Here is a 20,962-nt window from a genome sequence, read left to right as displayed (position 1 = left end):
AGCCTGGACCGCCGCGCCGGCGGGCACACCGGGAGTTCGCCTACGTTCTGCTCGGGCTGCCGCTGGGCATCCTCGGCTTCGCCTACGCGGTCGTCGCGATCTCCGTCGGCGCCAGCCTCGCCGCGACCGTCATCGGCCTGCCGCTGCTGGCGGCCCTGATCGTCGGCGCCCGCCGGCTCGGCGAGGTGAACCGGCGGCTGGCTGCCAGGCTGCTCGACGCGGGCGTTCCCGCGCCCCGCCCGTTCCGGCCCCGCCGCCCGGGCGCGTCCGGCTGGATCCGAGCGGGGCTGGGCGACACGGTCGGCTGGCGGGCCCTTTCCTACCTGCTGCTGAAGTACCCGCTCGCGGTGGCCGGCGGGGTCGTCTCGATCACGCTGTGGTCCTACGCGCTGGGCGGGGCCACCTACGTGGTGTGGCGGCCGTTCCTGCCGATGCAGCGCGACAGCGACGGGCACGGGCACCGCGGTGCCTCGTTCGGCACCGACTTCTTCCTCGACACCGCCCCCCTCATCGCCGCGGTGACCGTGACCGGGCTGCTCCTGCTGCCCGTCGCCCGCTGGACGGTGCGCGGGCTGGCGCACCTGGACGTGCTGCTGATCCGCGGCCTGCTCGGCCCGACCCGACGATCCCTCACCACGCAGCGGGTGCGCGACCTGGAACGCACCCGCGCCACCGCCGTGGACGACTCGGCCGCGGCGCTGCGCCGCATCGAACGCGACCTGCACGACGGGGCGCAGGCCCGGCTGGTGGCGATGGCGATGAACCTCGGCATCGCCCGCGAGCACCTCGCCGCCGACGGGGACGCCGTCGATCTGAACACCACCCGCACGCTCGTCGACGCGGCCCACCGCGACGTCAAGGAGGCCCTCGTCGAACTGCGGAACCTGGCTCGCGGGATCCACCCGCCGATCCTCGACCGGGGCCTCGACGCCGCGCTCGCGAGCCTCACCGCCGGCCTGACGGAGAGCAGCGCACTGCCGGTGCGGGTGAGCGTCGACCTGCCGGACCGCCCGTCGGCGGCGATCGAGACGATCGCCTACTTCTGCGTCGCCGAGCTGCTGGCCAACGCCGCCAAGCACAGCCACGCCGGCGAGGCGCACGTCAGCATCATCGGGCGGGCCAGGCGGGTGCGCGTCGTCGTCGGCGACGACGGTACCGGCGGGGCGCGCCTCGACCCCGGCGGCGGGGGGCTCGCGGGCCTGGCGGAGCGGGTCCACACCGTGGACGGCTGGCTCGCCGTCACCAGCCCACCCGGCGGCCCGACCGCCGTGACCGTGGACCTGCCGCTACACGCCTGACCGGCCGCGCTGTGCGATGGGACGGATCGCTCTGGTGCTGGGCGCCGCGCCCGACGCGGGCGGCGGAATAGGGTCGTGACTGTTCCGCACCTATGGCCACACTGATTGTGATTTTCAACAAATGGATGGGATGGGATTGCATGGTTGACGGACAGCGCGAGGGCCTCGAAGGGATGTCGGCGTCGGCGTCGGCGCAGCCTCACGTCGCCGCCGAGACCATTGCCGGCGGCCCGTTGCAGGAGGAGGGCCCGGGTTCTCTCGAGCCGCTGCGTAACGGCCTCATCGCCTCCGTCGCCCTGATCGCCGTCGTCATGGCTCTGATGTGCAGCTACGCGAGTGCCTTCGGGAAGGTCTCCCCGCACGACATCAGCTTTGCGGTGGCGGCGCCGCGGGCGGTCGCCGATCAGCTCGATGCGTCGCCCGCACTGGGCGTACGTCAGGTCGACGACCTGGCCGCGGCGCGGCGAGCGGTCGAGCACCGCACCGTGTACGGAGCGTTGGCCTTCACCGGAGCGGGCTCGGCCACCTTGCTGGTCGCCAGCGGGGCTTCGCGCTCCGTCCAGGCGGCACTGGTCCAGGTGGGCGAGCGGTTCGCCGCCGCGAGCGGGACAAAGCTGACCGTCACGGACCTGGCCCCGACCGCGTCGAGTAATCCCAGCGGAACGATCGAGTTCTATGCCATCGTCTTCCTGGCGATCGGGAGCGCGCTTGGTGCCACGGTGCTGGGGCGGGTCCTGGGCACCGTTCGTAATCTCCGGCACATGGGGATGCGGGTCGGATTCCTGACGTTCTTCACCGGCCTGCTCAGCCTGGTGGCCACGGTGTTCGTGGACGGGGTGTACGGCGCGCTGGCCGGCCATCCCGTGCTGCTGTTCGCCGTGCTCTGGGGTTACACGACGGCGATCTGCCTGGCCTGCACGGGCGTCGCGGCGCGGTTCGGAACGCTGGCCTCCATCGTGCTCACGTTGACGCTGACGATTCTCGGCAACCCCAGCGCGGGCGGGCCGGTGGGCCGGCCGTTGCTCAACGACTTCTACGCCGCGCTGACCCCGTACTTCCCCCATGGCGGCGGCCTGTCGGTGCTGCGCGGTGTCCAGTACTTCGACGGGCGCGGCATCGCCTCCGGCGTCGTCTGCCTCGCCGTCTGGGCGGGCGTCGGACTGCTGTTCCTGGCCGGAGCGGCCTTCCGCACCGGGTTGCGGACGCGGGCGGGCCAACCTGCGCCCGCCACCGCTTAGCCGACAGCCGGGTGACCGTGCGGTGGATCTCTCGCACGGTCACCCGGATCAGGTTGATGGCCGCCGAACGTGCGTCAGGGGGTCTTCGCGGCCTCGAGCGCGTCGAGGAGCTTCTGCCAGGGGAACAGGGCCTTCCACGCCTCTATGTCTGGAATGTCCTCCAGCACGACGTCCTCGTATTCGAAGATCACCTGCACGCCCCAGGACCGCAGGGTCGCGATGTTCGCGAGGAACGCGGGATGCTTCGCGTGGGTCGGGTTCGGCGGCAGCCCGATGATGATGGGGATCCCCGAGCAGATGGTCTCGTTGAGCAGGCTCAGCGCGAGGGTGTCCGAGATTCCGCCCGCGAACTTGTTCACCGTGTTGAAGGTGGCCGGCGCCACCACGATGGCGTCGGGTACCGGGCGCTCCTCGTTGTCGTCCTCGACCAGCGCGTACTCGCTGCGCACCCCGTGGCCGGTGAGGCTGGCGAGCAGCCCGGTGTCGATGAACTTCAGCGACGACGGAGTGGCGACGACCCGGATGTCCCAGCCGGTGGCCTGCGCCTGCTTGACGAAGACGGGGAGGTCGTCGGCGGGGTATCCGCCGCCGCAGACGACGATGTAGAGCGCGCGATTTCCGACAGTCATGGCGAAGAAACCCATCTCGAGGCCGCGGAGAAACCGGAAGCATTCGTTCCAGCCATCATTCTCCTGCCAGTTCGGCCGCTTTTTGGCGTAGCCGCCGAACGTCGGGTGCGGATGGTCCGAAGGTCCCGCCGCACCCGGCCGTGGGCAGGCGGGGGTCAGATGCGGGTGAAGGCCTCCGCGTCCCGGCGGAAGCGGTCGAGCTCGGTCAGGCTGATCGTCGGGCGGGCCTGCCGGGCGGCGTCGAGCAGGTCCGCGGTGCCCAGCGGCGTGGTGGCGGGATTCTCGCCGCCTTCCGGGCCCGCCGCGTCGGAGCCGGGCTTGCCGTGCAGCCAGGTACTGTCGGCGGCCCGGTGGAAGGCCGCCGCCGCCGAGCGCTGCACGACCGCGGAGAGGTCCGCAGGGGTGAACAGGTCGGTTGCGGCCACCACCGCGTCCAGGTCGATCTCCGCCTTGTTGGCGACCCGCTCCAGCAGGCCTGCCAGCAGCACGCGACGCCCGCTGGCGTCCGGCGGTCCGACCGGGAGCACCAGGTCGAACCGGCCGGGCCGGACGAACGCCGGGTCCAGCGCCGACACCGCGTTCGTCGCGCAGATCAGCAGTCGGCCCTGCACCCCGCGGAACAGCGGGATCGCCTTGAGCAGCTCGTTGACGACCGACTGGTTCTCCGGCCGGGTCTCGCGGGACTGGGCGATCTCGTCGACCTCGTCGATGAACACGACGACCCGCTCGACGCCCATCAGGTCGTCGATCGCCGAACGCAGCTCGGCGGCGAGCCCGGCCGCCCCCGACGCCAGCCGCGACGGCAGCAGCTCCACGAACGGCCACTCCAGCCGGGCGGCGATCGCGCGGGCGAACGACGTCTTGCCGGTTCCCGGCGGCCCGAACAGCAACATCGCCGTGGGGATGACCACGCCGTACGCCTCGGCCAGCTCCCGCTCCCGCACCGGCAGCAGCAGCCGCTGCTCGATGAGCTTGCGCTCCTCCTCCATGCCCGCGAGGTTCGACCACTCGGACGTGCTCAGCAGCGCCCCACCCCAGCGCTCGACGGTCGACACGTCCGCCGGACGCAGCGGGATCTGCTTGTCGTAGAGCTCCTGCCCGGTGGCGCTGAAGCCGCGGTTGAGGAACGCCTCCTCCCCGGACTGGCCGGGAGTGATCAGCGTGGTGATCCGTCGGCAGCCGGCGTGCAGGAGCAGGTTCTCCACGCTCTGCAACAGGCCGGACCCGATGCCGTGGTGGCGCCAGGCCGGTGCGAGGGCGACCGTGAGGACCCGACCCGCGCCACCTTCCTTGCGCCCGATCGCGGCCCCCACGATGTGCTCGCCGGCGACGGCGACCACTACCGGGGACTCGGTGTCGGGCGGCTCGTGCCGCAGCGCCAGCACGGTGTCGGTCAGGTTGATGGGCGGCCCGCCCGGCGTGCTGCGTACCTCTTCGAGCAGCCGCACGGTGGCCGCGTAGTCGACGGTCTCGTAGGGACGGATGTGCCAGATGGGCACGCTGGCTCCTTCAGGTCGGTCACCGACGGATCGTCGAGACGACTCTGCCTTGGTAGCTGCGGCGAACCCACCGGGACTGATGGAACTTTGTAGGGGGACCTAGGGACCGGCACCGGTTGACGAAGGCAGTCCGTGTGCCCGGGTGTGCTCCCCCGGACAGGGTCGCCGGCTCGTCGCTCGACAGCCCGCGACGCCGCCCGGCCGGCTGCATGGACGCTGGTGGGCGCACGGCGCCGGGTCGTGGTGACGCTGCTCGCCAGGCACCTTCGACGGGCGGGCCGGCAACGCTCCTTCGGGCGCCCGCATCGTGGACCCCGCCACGCCCATCCGGGGGAGACCATTCCTTCTCGGCACCCCCGAACGGGTGAATCGGGCGCCTCTCAACGGATGTCCGGCGGGGGGCCGGCGCGGCAACGGCGTCGGCGTGGGCGTGGGGTGACCCGGCTGTCCGTCGACTACCCGAGGTTGATGGTGATGTCGGCGTCGTTGGTGTCGCCGAGGGTGTGGACGTGGATGCTGCCGGTCGCGCCCGCGAATCGGCCGGTGCCCCCGGTGATCGCCGAGTCGAAGTCGCTTTCGCTGCCCGTGCTCGACGATGTGAGCGTCGAGTCACCGAAGATCGCCCTCGAGGTGCAATGCGTGTTCAGGTCGGCTCCGAACTCGCAGGTGGTGTGGTTGGTGCCGGCGAGCTGCCCGGAGTGGGTGGCGTGGTCGCCGGGGTAGAGGTTCTCGACGAGTTCCATGCGGCCCCCGGGCGCCGGCGGCCCGGTCATGGTGTGGGTGGGCGATCCACCTGGCGGCGTGTAGATGAGGTCGACCTGGTCGTCGAAGTAGCGGGTCGGGAAGGGCGTGGTCGCCGCGGCGGCTGTCACCGCGGACGCCGCCGGGGTCGTCGCCGGGGTCGCCGCCGCCGGTGTGTCGGTGGAGCCTGAGCAGGCGGCGAACAGGGCCATCGCCCCGACCGCCGTCACGGTCGCCACCGCTGCTCGCCAGCGTGGCGCCGGGCTGGGGTACGCACGTTCCCGCATGGGGAACCTCCTTGTTGTGTCGATCTCCGGCACCCGCCGGCGTGTCGGCACATCGTGGGGTTGGGCGTGTCCCGCCCACACGGGCGCGGATTCCCGGGTCGATCGGGAGAAGTTCCCGGGTCGGCGGGATAAGCGGACATGCACACTGAGCGAGTGTTTCCCCGCCGCGGCTGCGTTCGGCTGTCCAGCCGAACCGTCCGCCGACTCCTCGCGCACCTTCTGGCGCTGGCCGTCGTCGTGCTGACAGTGGCCGGGGTGGCGCTGACCATCGCCAACCGGCACGCGGCCGTCACGACCACCGGGCAGCGGCCGGACAGTCCGTGGACCCAGATCATTCCGGCCGTCGGCTTCACCATCGCCGGCTGGTTGCTGGCCACCCGACGTCCGGAGGTCGTTTTCGGCTGGCTGGCGCTGGCCGCCGGTCTCGGCCACGGGCTCGCGGCCGCCGGCATCGAGTGGGCACTGTTCTCGCACGATGGGCGGCAGCTGCCCGGGGCGGGGCTGGCGCTGTTCGCCGCGGGCGTCGGGGAACCGGTGGAACCGGTGGTGATGGCGACGACGTGGGCGGCGTTTCCGACCGGACGTTTCCCGCCGGGTCGGATCGGTCGGGCGGCCGTCGTCAGCGTGGCCCTGTGCGCGGCCGGTTGGACGACCGGTCCGCTCGGGCGGCACACGATCCCCCATCCGACGCCCCAGTTCGCCGGGCTGCGCAACCCGCTGGGGATCGACGCGTACCCCGACTGGGTCGCAGTGGCGCTGTTTCCCGCGGGACTGCTGCTGGGCTCGATCGTGATGGTCCTGCGCTGGCGGCGTGCGCGGGGACGAGAGCGTCAGGTGCTGCGCTGGCTCGGCGTGGTCAACATCGGCGGAATCGTGCTCACCCCGGTCATCGTCGCGCTGCCGGCCGGCGAGGTGCTTGCCTCGATCGGGACGATGCTGCTTCTGATCGTCGTCGTCGCGGTCGTGCTGGCGAACCAGGTCTACGGGGTCGACGTCGTCCTCAACCGCGCCCTCGTCTACACCCTGCTCGCCGCGTTCGTGGCCGGGGTCTACGCGGCCGGGGTGGGGCTGCTCGCGCTGCTCGGAGACCGTGCCGGCGGGCCGTGGACGGTGGTGGTCTCACTCGGCGCCGCCTTCAGCCTTGCCCCGGCCCGGTCCCGGATCCAGCGGTCGATCAACCGTTTCCTCTACGGCCATCGCGACGAGCCGTACACGGTGATCAGTCAGGTGGCGTCCCGCCTCGAGGCCGCCGGCAGCATCGAGCAACTGCTGCCAGGCCTGCTCGAGGCCGTCATCGAGGCGCTGCGACTGCCGTGGGTGGCCGTCGAGATGCGGGGGGACGGCGCAGTCACCCGCCGTATCACCCACGGTGATGACACCGGGCGCGCTGACACGATCCGATTCCCGCTCGTCCACCAGGGTCGCGACATCGGATCGCTCGTGGTCGCGCGGCGCGTGGGGGAAGCTGCGCTGGGCTCCCGGGAGTCCCGACTCATGGAGCACATCGCCGGCCAACTCGCGGCTGCCGCGAGCAACGTCATGCTCACCGAGGACCTGATCCGCTCGCGGGAACGGATTGTCAGCGCGACCGAGGAGGAACGCCGCCGGCTGCGCCGCGACCTCCACGACGGTCTCGGTCCCGTGCTCACCGCGGCCGCGACCAAGGTCGACGCCGCCCGCAATCTCGCCGGCCGCGACCTCCCGCGAGCCGACGATCTCCTCGGCGGGGTCCGGCGTGACCTGACCACCGCGCTCGACGACCTGCGCCGCCTCGTCTACGCGCTGCGTCCCCCCGCCCTCGACGAACTCGGGCTGCTGGGCGCGTTGCGCGAGCAGCTGCGGCACTCCGGCGTCCCGGTGACGCTCTCGGCGCCCGACACGATGCCTGAGCTGCCGGCCGCGGTGGAGATCGCCGGATACCGGATCATCACCGAAGCCGTCACCAATGTCACCCGGCACGCCCACGCGTCGCACTGCGTCGTGTCGATCGAATGGGGGGAACGCATGACGGTGGAAATCCGCGACGACGGCACGGCCCGGACCGCTTGGGCGGCCGGCGTCGGCCTGACGTCCATGCGCGAACGGGTAACCGCGCTGGGCGGCAGCTGGACCGCCGGGCCCACGCCCGACGGCGGCCGGGTGCGCGTTGAACTCCCGCTCTCCCTCGCCGGCAGCGCCGTGCCCGAGCAACCCCCCGTCCCCGCGCGGATCGCCACGACCACCACCCTCGTCGGCGCCGCCGGATGAACGACACCGGCCCCGTGCGGGTCCTGATCGTCGACGACCATCGCATCGTGCTCGAAGGCCTGGCCGCTCTGCTCGACTCGGTGGACGGCATCGAGGTCGTCGGCGAAGCCACCTCTGGCGAGCAGGCCGTCGCACTGGCCGGCCCGGCCAGCCCGGATGTCGTCCTGATGGACGTGGACATGCCCGGCATCGGCGGCGTCGAAGCCACCCGCCGGATCCGCGCCGCGCATCCCGGCGTCGCGATCCTCATGCTGACGATGTACGGCGAGGACGAATTCGTGTTCGCCGCTCTGCGCGCCGGCGCCCGCGGCTACCTGCTCAAAGGCGCCCAGCAGGACGACGTGATCCGCACCATCGGCGCCGTCGCCCACGGCGATGCGGTGTTCGGATCCGACATCGCCGAACGCATCCTGCGTGCATTCTCCGACCCGGCACCGACGGCTGCCCCGTTTCCCGAACTCACCGACCGAGAACGGGACGTGCTGGGTCTCGTGGCCAACGGCTGGCCCAACAGCCGTATCGGCCGCGCCCTCGGACTCACACCCAAGACCGTCGCCAACCACGTCTCCAACATCCTCGCCAAGCTCAACGCACCCGACCGTGCCGCCGCGATCCTCCGAGCCCGCCGTGCCGGTCTCGGAGAACCCTGACCGTCGGCGCGGGCGGTCGTCAGGGCAGCGGCGCGGCGAGGGTGAGCAGCCGGGTGATCTGAGTGGCAGCGAGGTTGTCGTCGCTGATGAGGGTGAGCGTCGCCGGTCCGCGGCCGACCGGCGCCGCGGCGACGGCGAGGCCCTCGTAGTTGTCGAGCAGCGGGTTGAGCTGCGGTTCCCGGCTGGGCGCGCCGAGGGTCGGGCAGCGGACGAGGTCCGCGACCGGCCGCTTGGCCACGATGTCGGCGGCCGGCGCGGTGGCGAGGTCGGCGATGCCACCGACGTCCGGGGCCCGGTCGGCGCTGGTAACGGCGTAGAGGGTCGCGGTGTTGCCGACGTTCGGCGTGAACGAGGCCTCCAGTACGACCAGCCGCCCGTCGCCGTAGGCCGTCGCCTCGGCGATCCGGTTGCCCGGGTCGACCTGATAGCCGATCTGGCGGGTCAGCCGGAACCCGCCGGGCGCGCCGGAGTCGGCGGCGTAGACGAGAATCCGGCGGAATGGCGCCTGCCCGCCTCCGGTCTGCCCGCCTCCGGTCTGCCCGCCTCCGGCCTGGGCGTCCCCGGCGAGCGCGCCCTCCATCGTGGCGTAGACGAACCGCCCCGACGGCGAGACCGACAGGCCCTCCAGGGTGGCGTTCGCCGTCGCCTCGCCGGCGGGCGCGACCGCGAACCGCGCCGGCACCGGGAGCTCCCCGGCCTGCCGGCCGTCCCGCCCGAACACCCGCACCGACGGCTCCGTCTCCGAGCTGACCAGGAACCGCCCGTCCGGCAGGACGGCGACGCCCTCGCCGTCGAAGCTCGACGCGTCGTACGGCGTGCCGTCCGGGCGGCGCAGGGTCAGCGTGCCCGTCGGCGTGGGGTGGCGCGGGTCGCGGAAGAAGAACAGCCGCGCCGGCTCCGTCCCGCTGTGATCCTGGACCGCGACGTACCCGCCGCTGCGCCGATCCGCGGCGAGCCCCGACAGCCCCCCGACCGCCACGCCGTCGATCGACGCCTTGTCCAACGCGTCGCTGAACCCGACCGCGACCGCGGTGGGCGGGCAGGCCCTGCCCCGCGGCCCGCCCGGCGCCATGGCGGCAGTTGAAGCGGCTGCGGCCGTGGCGGCGGAACACGCGAGTGCCGCTGCCGCGGCGGCCGCCAGGACGATGCGACGGATCGGCGTCATATAGTCACCATTCCCGGCTGGGGGCGACCGGCGGAAGACCCGTGAGGTGAACGGCGCCCGAACAGCCGCGGTCCCTTCTTGCCCGTTGGGCGGCTACTCGTCACCAGCCTTCCGCGGCGAAGTTCTCGCCGCGTCGGAACAGCTCGATGCCGGTACGGGACGTTCCGTAGGTCCGCTCGGGGATCGCGCCGAGGGGGAACCAGGCGATCCCGGCGCACTTGTCCGGCTCGGCGTTGACCGGCTCGCCCGTCCAGCTCGCGGGCCGGAAGACCAGGCCGAGGCGCGCGCTGCCGCGGTCGTTGCGGGAGTGGATCGTGGCGGTGAGGGAGAGCCTGGACCGATCGAGGACGAGACCGGTCTCCTCGCGGGCCTCGCGCACGAGCGCGCTGGCGGCGTCCTCGTTCTGTTCGAGTTTTCCGCTGGGCAGGTTCCACCAGCCGTCGGCGAATCCGGTTCCCGCGCGCAGGGCAAGCAGCACCTGGTCGTCGCGGATCAGAAGCAGCAACACATCTACGGGACTCGTGTAGGTCATCGGATCTCCGTGGCCGGCGGATTCAGTTCTCGTCGACCGCGGGGTCGGCGGGGGAGCCGAGCAGGGCGGTGACGGAGGCGGGGATCTGGAAACCGATGGCCTGGCCGGACTGGTCGTCGTAGACGGCGTCCAGAAGCGGCTCGGCGTCGAGCGGGATGCGCCCGCGGCCCTGGAAGTAGGCGACGATGCGGCGCACGGGACGGGTGAAACCGCGCAGGCTGCGGTCCGCCCCGTAGCCGGCGATCCGGTACACCTCGTCGCGGCTGATGAAACCGTCCGACGCGGCGGCCCGCTCGATCGCCCGCGCCTGCACCGCCGCCTCCTCGCGCAGCCGGCCGAGGACCGCGTCGATCGCCCCCGCGGTCCAGCCGGGCTCCTGCTCCTCAGGCTCGTCGTCCGGATCGTCCCGATCGTCCCGCTCTTGCTGGAGTTGTTGGACGCGCCCGACGTCGGCCAGGGCGGCGGCGGGAACCTCGACGCTGAGCACCTCCCCGGCCAGCCTCAGCAGCTCGTCCGGCCGGACCATGAACAGCGCGCACTCGGCGGTGTCGAGTAGCTCCCGGACGAGCTCGGGCCGCGGGCCGATGGGGAGTCCCTGCTCGAGGCGCCACCAGTCCTCCTTGACGTCTCCGGTGACGAAGAGGACGGGGCAGCGCCGGGCCTTGGCTTCCACCTGGATCTGCTTCCACAGCACGTAGTCGCCGGCGGGAGCGGTGCCCTTCTTCGTGCCGTCCTTGTAGCCAGGCGGTATCCGCTGCTCGACCCGGCGCAGTCCCTCCTGGAGCACCTCCTGATGCTCGGCGGGTGACAGCTCGGGGCCGACCCGCCCCGTAAGGATGGTCGCCAGTCGCTTCACGACCGGGTCGAGATTGGAATCGGTGGAATACCGCGCCATTCCGCGGTCATGGGCGGCGGCGATCTGCTCCGACACGTGGTCGAATCCGGCCGTGAGCGCCTTGCGCAGGTCGGCTGCCTCCACGGAGTCGAGGGACAGTCGATTGGCCCAGGTACGGATCACCTGATCGGCCTGGCCGCGCAGCTTTTCCAGGTCGTTTCGGGTCGCCGTCGTTCCCCGCGGATCGCGCAGCACATTGTTACGCTGGGTCCAGAACTCCGCGATGACCTGATGCGGTGCCCAGACCCGTTCCCCGAGCCCGGTGAGCACGTCCAGCAGGTTGTCGCGCGCGTCCGGGTGATAGCGGTACAGGTTGAGCAGGACGTTGGTGTCCGGCACGACCATGCCGGCGGTCAGTACTCGCCGGTAGTCCTCGACCGACGGCGTGCGGTATGCCTCGAACCCGTCGAACAACCCACGTCTCTGCGGCGCACTCGGTGCCGAGCCTCTCGAAGCTGTGATCGATTCCCCCATACCGAAATTCTAGAATATTGCTAGGAAGACAATGGTGGGGAGTCTCCCTGCATGGCCCGGTCGCTCAGCCTGGCACCCACGGTCGCGTCGATTATCCTGCGAATGAGACGCTCCCGGTTCTCCTTGGCCAGATGCGGGATGCGCAGAGAAGCAGAGCATCGGCCAGGGATGTCAGCCGGGCCGCGGTGCCGAGCGCTAATCGGCGGGGCAGGCTGCAACCGCCGTTCGGGGAATTCGGGATATCGGCGTCGACGAGTGCCCGTTTGGCCCTTATCCGACCGTTTTGATCAGTCGAGTTTGGCGCGGGCGATGACCTCCTCGTCGGTCAGGGGGGAGGCGGGGTGGTGGCTCAGGCACAGCGGGGTGCGGATCTTCTCGAAGGGCAGCGCCTCGCTGGTGGCGTAGAACTCGCCGACGCCGAGGCGGCCGATGTCCACGGCGTCGCCGCCGCTGGCGCGTGCCATCAGCCGGGCCGCGTCGATCTGGGTCGGGCTGTTGAGCCGGCCGAACAGCTGCGTGGTGGCGTTCCCGGGGATGCCGTTGTGCAGGTTCTTCGGCGCCTGGGTCGCGAAGACCAGCCCGAGACCGTACTTACGGGCCTGGGCGGCGAGCGCCAGCGTGCTGGCGGTGCAGGCGGTGGTCGGCCCGGACGGGGCGAACGTCTGCGCCTCGTCCATGACGAACAGCCCGCCGAGGGGACGCTCGCCCGCGGGGTTGCGTTTCACCCAGGCGAACAGGGCGAGCTGGAGCTGGTTGACGAAACTCTGCCGCTGCTCGTCCTGGGGCAGCCCGATCAGGCTGATCACCGAGACGCGGGCGCGGCGTCCCGGCGCCGGGCGCAGCAGCGCCCCCGGGTCGACCGGCGCGCCCTGACCGCCGAACAGCGGGTCGTTCACCATCGCCGCGCGCAGCGTCTGCGCCAGGCCCGTCGCGAGCTTGTCGGCCGGGTCGAGGTCGGTGACCCCGTCGGGCAGGTCCGCGAGCAGCTCGACGAACGCGGTCAGCCCCGACCGGTTACCGCGAGCGAAGTAGCGCAGCGCGGCGGTCAGGATCGCCCGGCCGATGCTCGCCCGGGGCGTCGCGCCGGTCACGCCCGCGCGCGCCGCGAGGGTGGCCACGGCCGCGTCGACCGCCGCGGCGAACTCGTCCGGGTCGTCGCGCAGGCCGGCGAAGTCGGGCAGCGGCTGGAAGCTCACCGGCCGGCCGCCGTCGCGCCGCGGCGTCCAGATCACCACGTCGGTGCCGGCGAGGTAGTCGTCGGCGAGGCTCTTGTCCTCGTCCCGCCACCCGGACGGCGGGCTCGGCCACGCCTCACCCAGCCGGGCCAGGTCATTGTTCGGGTCGAGCACGATCGAGGACACGCCACGCAGCGCCGCCTCCTCGACCAGCCGCCGGATCAGCACGGTCTTACCCGAACCGGATCCGGCGAAGATCGCCACGTGCCGGCGCAGAATGGCCAGGTTGAGCCGGGCCGGCTGCGCCGACGCCAGCGACGTGCCGAGAACGAAGGCGGACGACGCGCCCAGCCCGTTCGTCCCGCCACGCCCGCCGTCCGCATCGGTTTCGTCGGCGGTTTCGTCGACGGGGTCCTCGACGGTCGGGACGAGGATGACAGCGGACCGATCAGGGGTCGCCGACGCCGACGCAGACGCCGGATCCTGGCCGGTCGTACCCGCCCAGTGGTCCGTCGGAGTCGCGGCGGGGGCCGCCCGGGTCGCGGGGTCGCCGTGCGGCCCGGTGGCGGCGTCCTCGAGGGCCGTGCGCAGCAGGGACGTAGCGCTGGCGGGGCGCCGTACGGTCAGCCATTCGCGCAGGTGGGGATGCTGGCGTTCGAACAGTGCCCGCAGCGCCGCGAAGGTGGCCAGGTCGTCGCGTTCGAGAGGGTGCAGGACGCCGCCGGCGGCGGTGAACGCGGCGAGCGCCTCCTGGGTTTTCGCCCCGTGGCCCCAGTCGGTGCTGCGCAGCAGGAACAGCCGCCGTCGCCGGTTGCCGCCGGCGATCCCGGCCATCACGCAGGCGCTGGTGATGCGGGGCAGGATCGCGCGGCCGTGGCCGTTGGTGATCGCCCGGAACGACCACTGTGCCTGCTCGCCGGTCTCGGCGTTGAGGGTGTGGGACAGCCGGGCGTGCAGCGGTGGCCGGATGCTCCGGCTCGGTTCGAGACTGAAGCCGCGGCTCGCCCCGCCGTTCTCGGTGATCCAGGCGGTGAGCCCTGCGTTCAGCAAGGCCGGCATCAGGATGTCCTCGTTGGCCGGCGTCACGCTCGGCACGGTCGCCAACAGCTCGGCGAACAGTGCGTCAAGCTCCGCCAGGAACGGCCCGGCCACCTGCGGCGTCACCACGTCTGGGGCAGGATCGGTCGAGCTCTCGTCCGGCTCCGGTGCCAAGCCGGCCCGTTCCTCGCTCGGCGTGAGACCGGCCGGTCGGGCGGCGGCGGCGGAGGCGGCGGCGGAGGGCTCTGCGGCGAAGTCGTCCAGCTCGCGGACGACCCCGGCGGACAGGCAGGTCTCCAGGTGCCGGTCGATGCGTTGCAGCAGCTCACGCGGGGTGTACTGCGGGGCGCGGTCGAACGCCGCGCGGGTCACGGGCCACGTCGGGTACGGCGGCGTGAAGCCGATCCGGTCGAAGTCCTCCCGGAACCGCCGCTCGATGATCCGGACGGTGATCGCCGGATCCTCCAGCCGGTTCAGCGGCATGATCTCGTGAAACCGGTCGCGGACGGACGTCACCGCGTTCTCCCGGAACAGGATCCAGCTCGCCGGCAGGCAGGCCAGCAGGCACAGCGTCCGCTCGGTCCGCTCGTGCAGCATGAGCAGCCCGTCGGCGAGCACGTTGAACGCCACCGACCCGCCGCGCCGCCCATCCGGATCGTCGTCGCGGACCGCCGCCTCGGCCACGACCGTGTCGACCTGGTCGACCGCGATCACGCTCGGTCCGGTCAGGGCCAGCAGCCGGGACAGCTCGTGCACGATGTCGGCCGGGCGGCGCGTGCCAGGCCTGATGCCACGGCGGGCCCGCTCGCCGGGCTCCTGCTCGTCCATCGAACGCAGGTAGGTCTCGCCGATGGTCTGCTCGTCGTAGTCCTCGGAGTTGTACAGCGCCAAGGCCCGCAAGGTGTGCTGGCATTCCCGCGCCAGCGCCCGGTCGTGGTCGCCCAGCGCGACGATGAGGTCCTTCAGATGTCCCGGTTCCAACGCCGTCTCACCCACGACGGAGGCGGTGAGGCCCGCGGGCAGACCCAGCAGCTCGCACAGCGACCGCAGGAACCGCTGCAGCTGGCTCTCCCCATCGACCGGCCGGAAAAGGTCCGTCAGCATCGACCCGACGACGCTGTCGTGGAACGCGTTGCTGCTGACGTGCCCGACCAGGAAGAAGTACCCGCCGAGGTCCTGGACCTGCTGGCGAACCCAGCCGAGCAGGTGCGTCTTGCCCGTGCCGGCATGGCCCTGCACGACCACGCCGAGCGGCTTGCGCGTGTCGGCCTCCATCAGGGCGGCGAGGATCCGCCGCCGCGGCCCCGTGTGCAGGCCGTCGACGTGGACGGGGGAAGTGCCCCAGACGTCCTCCAACGCGTGCACCCAGTCGAGCCTGATCGCGGCCAGGGCGTCCAGTTCAGTGATCACGCCGGTCCGATCAGCAGCAGGTGGTTGTCGTGCTCGCCGATGCGGACCGCCGCCGCACGGTCCGCGGCGCTCAGCGACTTCTGGTCCTCGTCCGGCACGACCCGCACATCCGGCTGACGCGCCATCCGTCGCAGCGTCACGTCGACCTGCGCCTTCGCCGCCTCACCGAGAAGTGGGCGGACCTTCGCCAGCCGCACCCAGTCGTAGGGTCCGGCGGCGAGGCTGGCATACGCGGCCCGGATGGCCGCCTCGACGTCTCCGTCGCCGTCCCCGCCGGCGTCCTCGCGGTCGACCGCGCCGTTGTCCGCTTGAGCCTTCTCCGTGGCTGTCGTGGCTGTCCCGGTCGTCGCCGTCGATGGGGCCGTCGTGGTGCCCGCGGCGGGCGCCGTCGTCGTGGCGGCCGCCGCCGGGTCCGCGCAGGCCGCGGTCGGCGGGAGATCGGCCGCGTCCTCGGACGGACCGGCGCGGAACAGCTCCCCGATGGCGATCCGCTCCCGTTCGAGGAACCGGTGCAGGCCCTCGGCGACGGCGAAGAAGACGCCGGCGGGCAGAGTGCCCGTCTCGACGGGACGCGGCGCCAGCTCCTGGCGGCCCCGTGCCCAACCGGCGTCGGTGACCTGGTGGAACAGGAAGTTGCCGTGGCCGGGCATCTTCGAGCTCTCGACGAGGCGGAGCTCGTTGAGTCGGCGGCGCTCGGCGCCGACCAGGGTGAACCGGAACCGTTCGCGCAGCTCCTCGTTGGAGATCGGCCGGTCCTGGGCGAGCAGGGCCAGCAGGATCGCCGCCTCCCGGGCGGTCAGGGTCGAACGGTCGTGGCCCGCCGAGCCTCGGCGGCTCGCCGGGCTGTCGTGAGCCGCTGGGCTGCGATGGGTCGCCGGGCTGCGATGGGTCGCCGGGCTGTCGGGGGTCAAGGTCCTATGCCTCTTTCGGAATCTTCCGTCGCGTCTCGACGCATCGTTCGATCTGGCTCGTGACGGCGTCCACGTCGTCGAGCACCTGGTCGTTGGTGAACCGCAGGACCGTGAAGCCCTCGAGGACGAGTTCGGCGTCGCGGCGGCGGTCAGATGCGTAGTGCGCCACCCCGCGGTGCTCCGGGCCGTCCACCTCGATGACCACGCGCTCGGCCGGCCACATGAGGTCGAGGCAGTGCAGCCCGGTCAGCGGGCCCGAGCGGTAGGGCTGGTTCCACGCCCGGCCGTGCGCCCAGGCACGGGCGCGCAGCGCCCCTTCGAGCCGCTTCTCCGCCCGGCTCGCCGGATGCGGCCTGCCCACGACTCCGGGCAGCGCCACCCGGTCCAGGTAGGCGTCGCCGCCCGCCGGCGCCGGGACGCCCGTTGCCGCAGGCGTGGCCGGGATGCTCGTCGCCGCCTGCGCCGCGTCGGGGTGCCTGCTTGCGGGGCAGGGCAGGGTCCTGATCCGGTCGGCGGCCGGGCCGTCGGGGAGCCCGGTCAGCCACACCCCGACGTGGCCGGTGTACGCGAACCAGGCGAGCGTGTCGTGCACGGTGCGCTGGTCGCGGGAGTGCGCGGCGGGGACCGCCGCATTGACGAGCAACGCCAGTCGGTCGCGGCCGAACCCGGCGGCGATGACCCGCGCGACGCCCGCGGCCCGCACCTCGGGGGTGAACGGCCGCATGCCCGTCGGCGTCGCGCGCAGCGCCCGCTCGGCCAGGTCCGCCAGGTAGGGACCGAAGACCTCGATCGTGGCGGCGGCTCGACCCGCGAGGGCCCGGACCGCGGCGACGCCAGCCCCACCCGCAGACTCGATCACCTCGGCGCCGGGCAGCCAATCGGGGAACAGCGTCACCGCGACCGACTCCAGATCGGCGAGCAGCGCGAGCTGGCAGGCTGCGAGCGACGGACGCACGGCCGGGCGGTAGCCGATGACGGCGGGGGCGTCGGCGGGCAACGGATCCAACGCGGCCCGCACCGCCGGTTCGACCGTCCTTGCCAGCCGGATCAGCCGGTCCGTGGGCAGCGCCGCCCAGGATCCGCCCGGCCCGTGCGGCGCCGGGCCGGTGGAGGCCGGCGGAGACTCATGCCCACCGGTCGCGGGACGGGCTGCCAGCATCGTCGCAAGCCGCAGCTGCGCCGCACCGGCCGCACCGGCCGCACCCACCGCACAGGCCGACGAGAGTGGCGCTGGTCGGCGGGGGCCGTCCGCTCGATGTACTTTTCCCGACCGTCGCGCGGTCGTCGCCGCGCTGGTTGCCGCGGCGGCCGGCCGGTCATCCGTTCTGGCCGGCGCCGGTGCTCGTTCGGTCGGTCGGAAGGCGGGGAAGGCGGGTTCGGTCTGCCGGGTGCTCGCCGGTGCGGGGAAAGCCGGTTCGACGGTGGGTTTGGCGCGTCCGTCGATCGCCTGCCGGACGAGGGTGATCAGTGTGGCGCGGGCGGCATCGACGGGCTGATCGAACAGGTCGATGGGGGTGAGCTGCTTGAGCAGGCCGGGCAGCTCGCAGTCCTCGACGCGGACGGGTAGCAGCCGGCGGCCGGCCCCGGACGGGTCGGCGGCGAACGCCGCCTGCCACTCCGGGGTGTCGTCGAGAGACCGCAGATATGCCGAGGACAGCACGACGATTGTGCGTTCCGCGCCGACGACGCCCTGCTGGATATGCAGGCTCCAGTTCGATCCAGGCACGAAGTCCCAGGCCCGGATGAGCACCCGGTAATGCGCGGACTCGAGCTGCCAGGCGAGCCACTCGGCCCACTGACGATCTTCGGCCGCATACGAAAGGAAGAAGTTCCATCGTCCCATGGCCGACACGCCGTCCTCACCCCCGTTTCGGACTCGGCGCCGATTGTGCCACCCGCCCGCGGGGCGCTCGGCGGCCGGTGGTGCCAGCGGCCGGAGGCTCGGTACAACACACCCGTCGCGGGACGTCGAACAGCCCTCCCGTACGCGGATACTTTTCCCGTGGCCCTGCCGAGCGGTGTTTCCCTAAACCGCGCGGAGCCTCTTTGGGGGAAGCCCACGTCTTTGCTTGGGAGAACAACCGCGGGAGCCGCCCTGCATTGCACGGCTGCTCAACCCGGGCCCCCGCGGCGGCGCTGAGGATCGCGCGGATGAGGCACGGTTCTCGCTGACTGGGTGCGGGATGGCGCGATGGGGCGATGGCGTCCGTCGGCTCGACGGCGGATCGGCCGGAGGCGCTCGGTTATAGTCGGCTCACGGATGATCCCGGCCTGGTGGCGGGCCTGGGGCGGCGGGGGAACGCGGCGGACGCGGAGTAGCGCGTGATCGTGCAGGGGCACGTCCAGGCGGTGCTGCCGGACTACGAGATCGGGGCCGAGCTCGGCCGTGGCGGGTTCGGCCGCGTGTTCGCCGCCCGGCATCGCCGTCTCGACCGGGACGTGGCGGTCAAGGTGCTCGCGGTGCCCGCGCCGGAGCTGCCCGCCGACGGCGTCGACGCCGAGGCGCGGATCGTCGCGAGCCTCGACCATCCGCACATCGTCCGGGTCTTCGACTACGTGCGCGACGCGGACATGGCGCTCATCGTCATGGAGCTGCTACCCGGCGGCACGCTGGCGCACCGCGCGCAGACGGGGATGGTGCCGCCGGCCGCCTGCGCCACCGTCGCGGCGGTCGCCGTCGCCCTCGACCGGGTGCACCGCGAGGGCCTGCTGCACCGCGACATCAAGCCGTCGAACATCCTGTTCGCCGCGGACGGGGCACCCAAGCTGACCGACTTCGGCATCGCGCGGCTGTTGGAGGCGACGGGCACCGCCACGCCGACGAGCGTGGTCGGTTCGACCCCATACCTGGCGCCCGAGCAGTTCGACCTCGCCGCCCCCGGCGTGGCCGCCGACGTCTACGGCCTCGGCGCGGTGCTGTACGAACTGCTGGCGGGTTCACCTCCGTTCGGGACCGATCCGCGACCGCACGTCATGGCCGAACGGCACCGCCGTGCCGTGCCCCTCCCACTGCCGCGGATCCCCGCCGAGCTGGCGGCCGTCACCCTGCGGGCGCTGGCGAAGGATCCGGCCGACCGCCAGCCGAGCGCGCTCGCCTTCGCCGCGGACCTGATCGCCGCCGCCAGGCAGGCCTTCGGACCGACCTGGCTGGCGGGCACCGGCATCAGCTTCCGCGGCGAGCAGGACCTGCGTCGTCGCGCCCACGCAGCGCTGCCGCCGACGCGGCGTTACCGGCCGGCCGACGCGCGCGTCCCGATCCCTGGCAGGCAGACCAGCCAGACCGGGCAGATCAGCCAGCCCAGTCAGACCGGCCAGGCCGGGCAGAGCGGGCAGAGCGGACAGACCGGCGTGGGGCCGGACCGCAATGGGGCGGCCGGCGGTGACGCGTCCGGGTCGCGGTACGCCGAGGTGCTGCGGTCGCTGCGGGAACGAGCTGGGTCCGCGTGGGACCGGGTCGGGGCGCTCGGCTGGCCCGCGACGGCCCTGACCGCGGTCGTCCTCGCCGTCGCCGTGCTGCTCGCCACGGGGGTTCTGCGGGTCGGGCCGGCGGGGACGGCCGGTCCCGCCGCGGCACCGGCCCGCCCGAGTGCCCAGCCGGCCTACCCGGTGAGCGCGCCGCTGCCGCTGCGCGGCCTGGTCAGCCTGGCGGCGGACGGCAGCGGCGGCATCCTGCTCGCCGACTCCAGCCAGCACGCGCTGACGATGTTCGCGCGGGGGACGGCCAGCACCGTCGTCGGGCGGGCCACCGCCGACCGCAGCGGCCAGCCGGGAGCGGCCCGGGACGAAGCCGCCGCGGTCGCCGCGCTGCGCCGCCCGGCCGGCATCGCCGCCGGTGACGGGTCCGTCTTCGTCGCCGACGAGTGGAACTGCGTCGTCCGCCGGGTCTACCGGCCGGCGGGGCAGCCGTGGCGGGTCGAGACCGTGGCGGGGCGGCCGTCGACGGAGGAGGTGGACCGGGTGCTGGCGGGGGCGGCCGACCGCGGCAGGTCGGTGGCGCCGGCGACGATCTGCCCGGCGGGCGGCGCGGCGGGGCCGAAGAACGTCGGCGCGCAGATCGGCACGCCGACGAGCGTCGCGGTGAGCCCGAGCGGGGTCCTGTACTTCACCACCGGCTACGCCGGCCAGGTGTGGAAGATCGATCCCGCCGCCGGATCGGGTGACTACCGCACGACCGCGGCTCAGCTCGTCGCCGGCAACGGCGCCGCCACCGCGCGCGGTCACCGGGCGGCCCGCGAACGCCGGTACGACGACGGCACCGACCGGGCGAGCGAGGTCCCGTTGGACAACGCCTACAGCGTCGCGGTCGACGCCGCCGGCCGGGTGTTCGTCCTGTCCTACGCCGACGGGCACGCCCGCATCCATGTCGTCGAGAACGGCCGGATCAGGACCGTCGTCGACCGCGGCCTCGACGACGCCGACATCACCAGCCTCACGCCGGCCCCGGGCGGCGGGGGAGTGCTGTTCACCGACGCCCGGCACGGGACGGTCTGGCAGGTGGAGGACCGGCCGGGTGGCACCGCCACCGCCACTGCCGTCCCCGGCACCGCCACCGCCGTCCCCGGCACCGCCGCCGCCACCGCCACCGTCCGGCCCGTCCTGCGGCAGGCGTGCGTCGGCGACACCGAGCGGCTGTTCGGCGTTCTCGCCGACCCCGGCGGCGACCTGTACTACACCTGCAACGACGCCACCCAGGCGTCGCTCTACCGGATGTCCGCGCGAGCGCTGGCCGCCGGCGGATCCGGTCCGGGCCAGCGCATCCTGTACTGATCGCGA

General features: G+C 72.8%; 14 protein-coding genes. 5 read left to right on the top strand and 9 right to left on the bottom strand.

Annotated features, from left to right (window positions below):
- Nucleotides 1-1,298: sensor histidine kinase (locus NBZ83_RS06495; protein WP_261574534.1), on the top strand; the 1,298-nt coding region annotated here is incomplete at its 5' end.
- 140 nt (nt 1,299-1,438) lie between these two features.
- The gene (locus NBZ83_RS06490) at nt 1,439-2,536 is read left to right on the top strand and encodes an ABC transporter permease (protein ID WP_261564621.1); all 1,098 of its coding nucleotides are present in this window, start codon (nt 1,439-1,441) and stop codon (nt 2,534-2,536) included.
- Between the two features lie 74 nt (nt 2,537-2,610).
- On the opposite strand, the gene NBZ83_RS06485 is transcribed toward NBZ83_RS06490, so the two are convergent.
- From NBZ83_RS06485 to NBZ83_RS06475, 3 genes are all read right to left on the bottom strand, one after another.
- The gene (locus NBZ83_RS06485) at nt 2,611-3,165 is read right to left on the bottom strand and encodes a flavoprotein (RefSeq protein WP_261564622.1); all 555 of its coding nucleotides are present in this window, start codon (nt 3,163-3,165) and stop codon (nt 2,611-2,613) included.
- 155 nt (nt 3,166-3,320) lie between these two features.
- On the bottom strand, nt 3,321-4,664 hold the full coding sequence (locus NBZ83_RS06480) for an ATP-binding protein (protein ID WP_261564623.1): 1,344 nt from the start codon (nt 4,662-4,664) through the stop codon (nt 3,321-3,323).
- Nucleotides 4,665-5,119: 455 nt separating this feature from the next.
- Entirely contained in the window at nt 5,120-5,692 is a 573-nt protein-coding gene (locus NBZ83_RS06475) for a hypothetical protein (RefSeq protein WP_261564625.1), read from the bottom strand.
- A 138-nt stretch (nt 5,693-5,830) separates the two neighbouring features.
- Between NBZ83_RS06475 and NBZ83_RS06470 the strand changes: the two genes are divergently transcribed.
- Both NBZ83_RS06470 and NBZ83_RS06465 read left to right on the top strand, forming a co-directional pair.
- Complete coding sequence (locus NBZ83_RS06470) at nt 5,831-7,939, top strand: sensor histidine kinase (RefSeq protein ID WP_261574533.1); 2,109 nt, start codon at nt 5,831-5,833, stop codon at nt 7,937-7,939.
- Nucleotides 7,936-8,589 carry a response regulator gene (locus tag NBZ83_RS06465; RefSeq protein WP_261564627.1) on the top strand — a complete coding sequence of 218 codons (654 nt, stop codon included), beginning with the start codon at nt 7,936-7,938 and terminating at the stop codon, nt 8,587-8,589. The genes NBZ83_RS06470 and NBZ83_RS06465 overlap by 4 nt, the downstream gene beginning before the upstream one ends.
- Nucleotides 8,590-8,608: 19 nt before the next feature.
- Here the strand turns inward: NBZ83_RS06465 and NBZ83_RS06460 are convergent, their stop codons facing one another.
- The 6 genes from NBZ83_RS06460 to NBZ83_RS06435 form a co-directional block, all read right to left on the bottom strand.
- On the bottom strand, nt 8,609-9,754 hold the full coding sequence (locus tag NBZ83_RS06460; RefSeq protein ID WP_261574532.1) for an esterase-like activity of phytase family protein: 1,146 nt from the start codon (nt 9,752-9,754) through the stop codon (nt 8,609-8,611).
- 100 nt (nt 9,755-9,854) lie between these two features.
- On the bottom strand, nt 9,855-10,286 hold the full coding sequence (locus NBZ83_RS06455) for an NUDIX hydrolase (protein ID WP_261564630.1): 432 nt from the start codon (nt 10,284-10,286) through the stop codon (nt 9,855-9,857).
- 22 nt (nt 10,287-10,308) lie between these two features.
- Entirely contained in the window at nt 10,309-11,595 is a 1,287-nt protein-coding gene (locus NBZ83_RS06450; RefSeq protein WP_261564631.1) for a PIN-like domain-containing protein, read from the bottom strand.
- Nucleotides 11,596-11,942: 347 nt separating this feature from the next.
- Nucleotides 11,943-15,278, bottom strand: a complete 3,336-nt coding sequence (locus tag NBZ83_RS06445; RefSeq protein WP_261574531.1) for a helicase HerA domain-containing protein — start codon at nt 15,276-15,278, stop codon at nt 11,943-11,945.
- Nucleotides 15,275-16,189, bottom strand: coding sequence for a hypothetical protein (locus tag NBZ83_RS06440; RefSeq protein ID WP_261574530.1), 915 nt, complete (start codon nt 16,187-16,189; stop codon nt 15,275-15,277). The genes NBZ83_RS06445 and NBZ83_RS06440 overlap by 4 nt, the downstream gene beginning before the upstream one ends.
- Before the next feature lie 4 nt (nt 16,190-16,193).
- Nucleotides 16,194-18,032, bottom strand: a complete 1,839-nt coding sequence (locus NBZ83_RS06435) for a TIR domain-containing protein (protein WP_261574529.1) — start codon at nt 18,030-18,032, stop codon at nt 16,194-16,196.
- 479 nt (nt 18,033-18,511) lie between these two features.
- Between NBZ83_RS06435 and NBZ83_RS06430 the strand changes: the two genes are divergently transcribed.
- Entirely contained in the window at nt 18,512-20,956 is a 2,445-nt protein-coding gene (locus NBZ83_RS06430; RefSeq protein WP_261574528.1) for a serine/threonine-protein kinase, read from the top strand.
- Nucleotides 20,957-20,962: the final 6 nt, after the last annotated feature.

This window comes from Frankia gtarii, assembly GCF_025403375.1.
GTDB classification, from domain to species: Bacteria; Actinomycetota; Actinomycetes; order Frankiales; family Frankiaceae; genus Frankia; species Frankia gtarii.
The sequence above is the reverse complement of the archived record's forward strand: the minus strand, read 5'-3'. Positions and strand labels throughout refer to the sequence as shown.

Coding starts and splice junctions, on each gene's coding strand:
- NBZ83_RS06435 (WP_261574529.1), bottom strand. CDS start 18,032: ATGGGACGATGGAACTTCTTCCTTTCGTATGCGGCCGAAGATCGTCAG.
- NBZ83_RS06485 (WP_261564622.1), bottom strand. CDS start 3,165: ATGACTGTCGGAAATCGCGCGCTCTACATCGTCGTCTGCGGCGGCGGA.
- NBZ83_RS06455 (WP_261564630.1), bottom strand. CDS start 10,286: ATGACCTACACGAGTCCCGTAGATGTGTTGCTGCTTCTGATCCGCGAC.
- NBZ83_RS06460 (WP_261574532.1), bottom strand. CDS start 9,754: ATGACGCCGATCCGTCGCATCGTCCTGGCGGCCGCCGCGGCAGCGGCA.
- NBZ83_RS06490 (WP_261564621.1), top strand. CDS start 1,439: ATGGTTGACGGACAGCGCGAGGGCCTCGAAGGGATGTCGGCGTCGGCG.
- NBZ83_RS06470 (WP_261574533.1), top strand. CDS start 5,831: ATGCACACTGAGCGAGTGTTTCCCCGCCGCGGCTGCGTTCGGCTGTCC.
- NBZ83_RS06475 (WP_261564625.1), bottom strand. CDS start 5,692: ATGCGGGAACGTGCGTACCCCAGCCCGGCGCCACGCTGGCGAGCAGCG.
- NBZ83_RS06465 (WP_261564627.1), top strand. CDS start 7,936: ATGAACGACACCGGCCCCGTGCGGGTCCTGATCGTCGACGACCATCGC.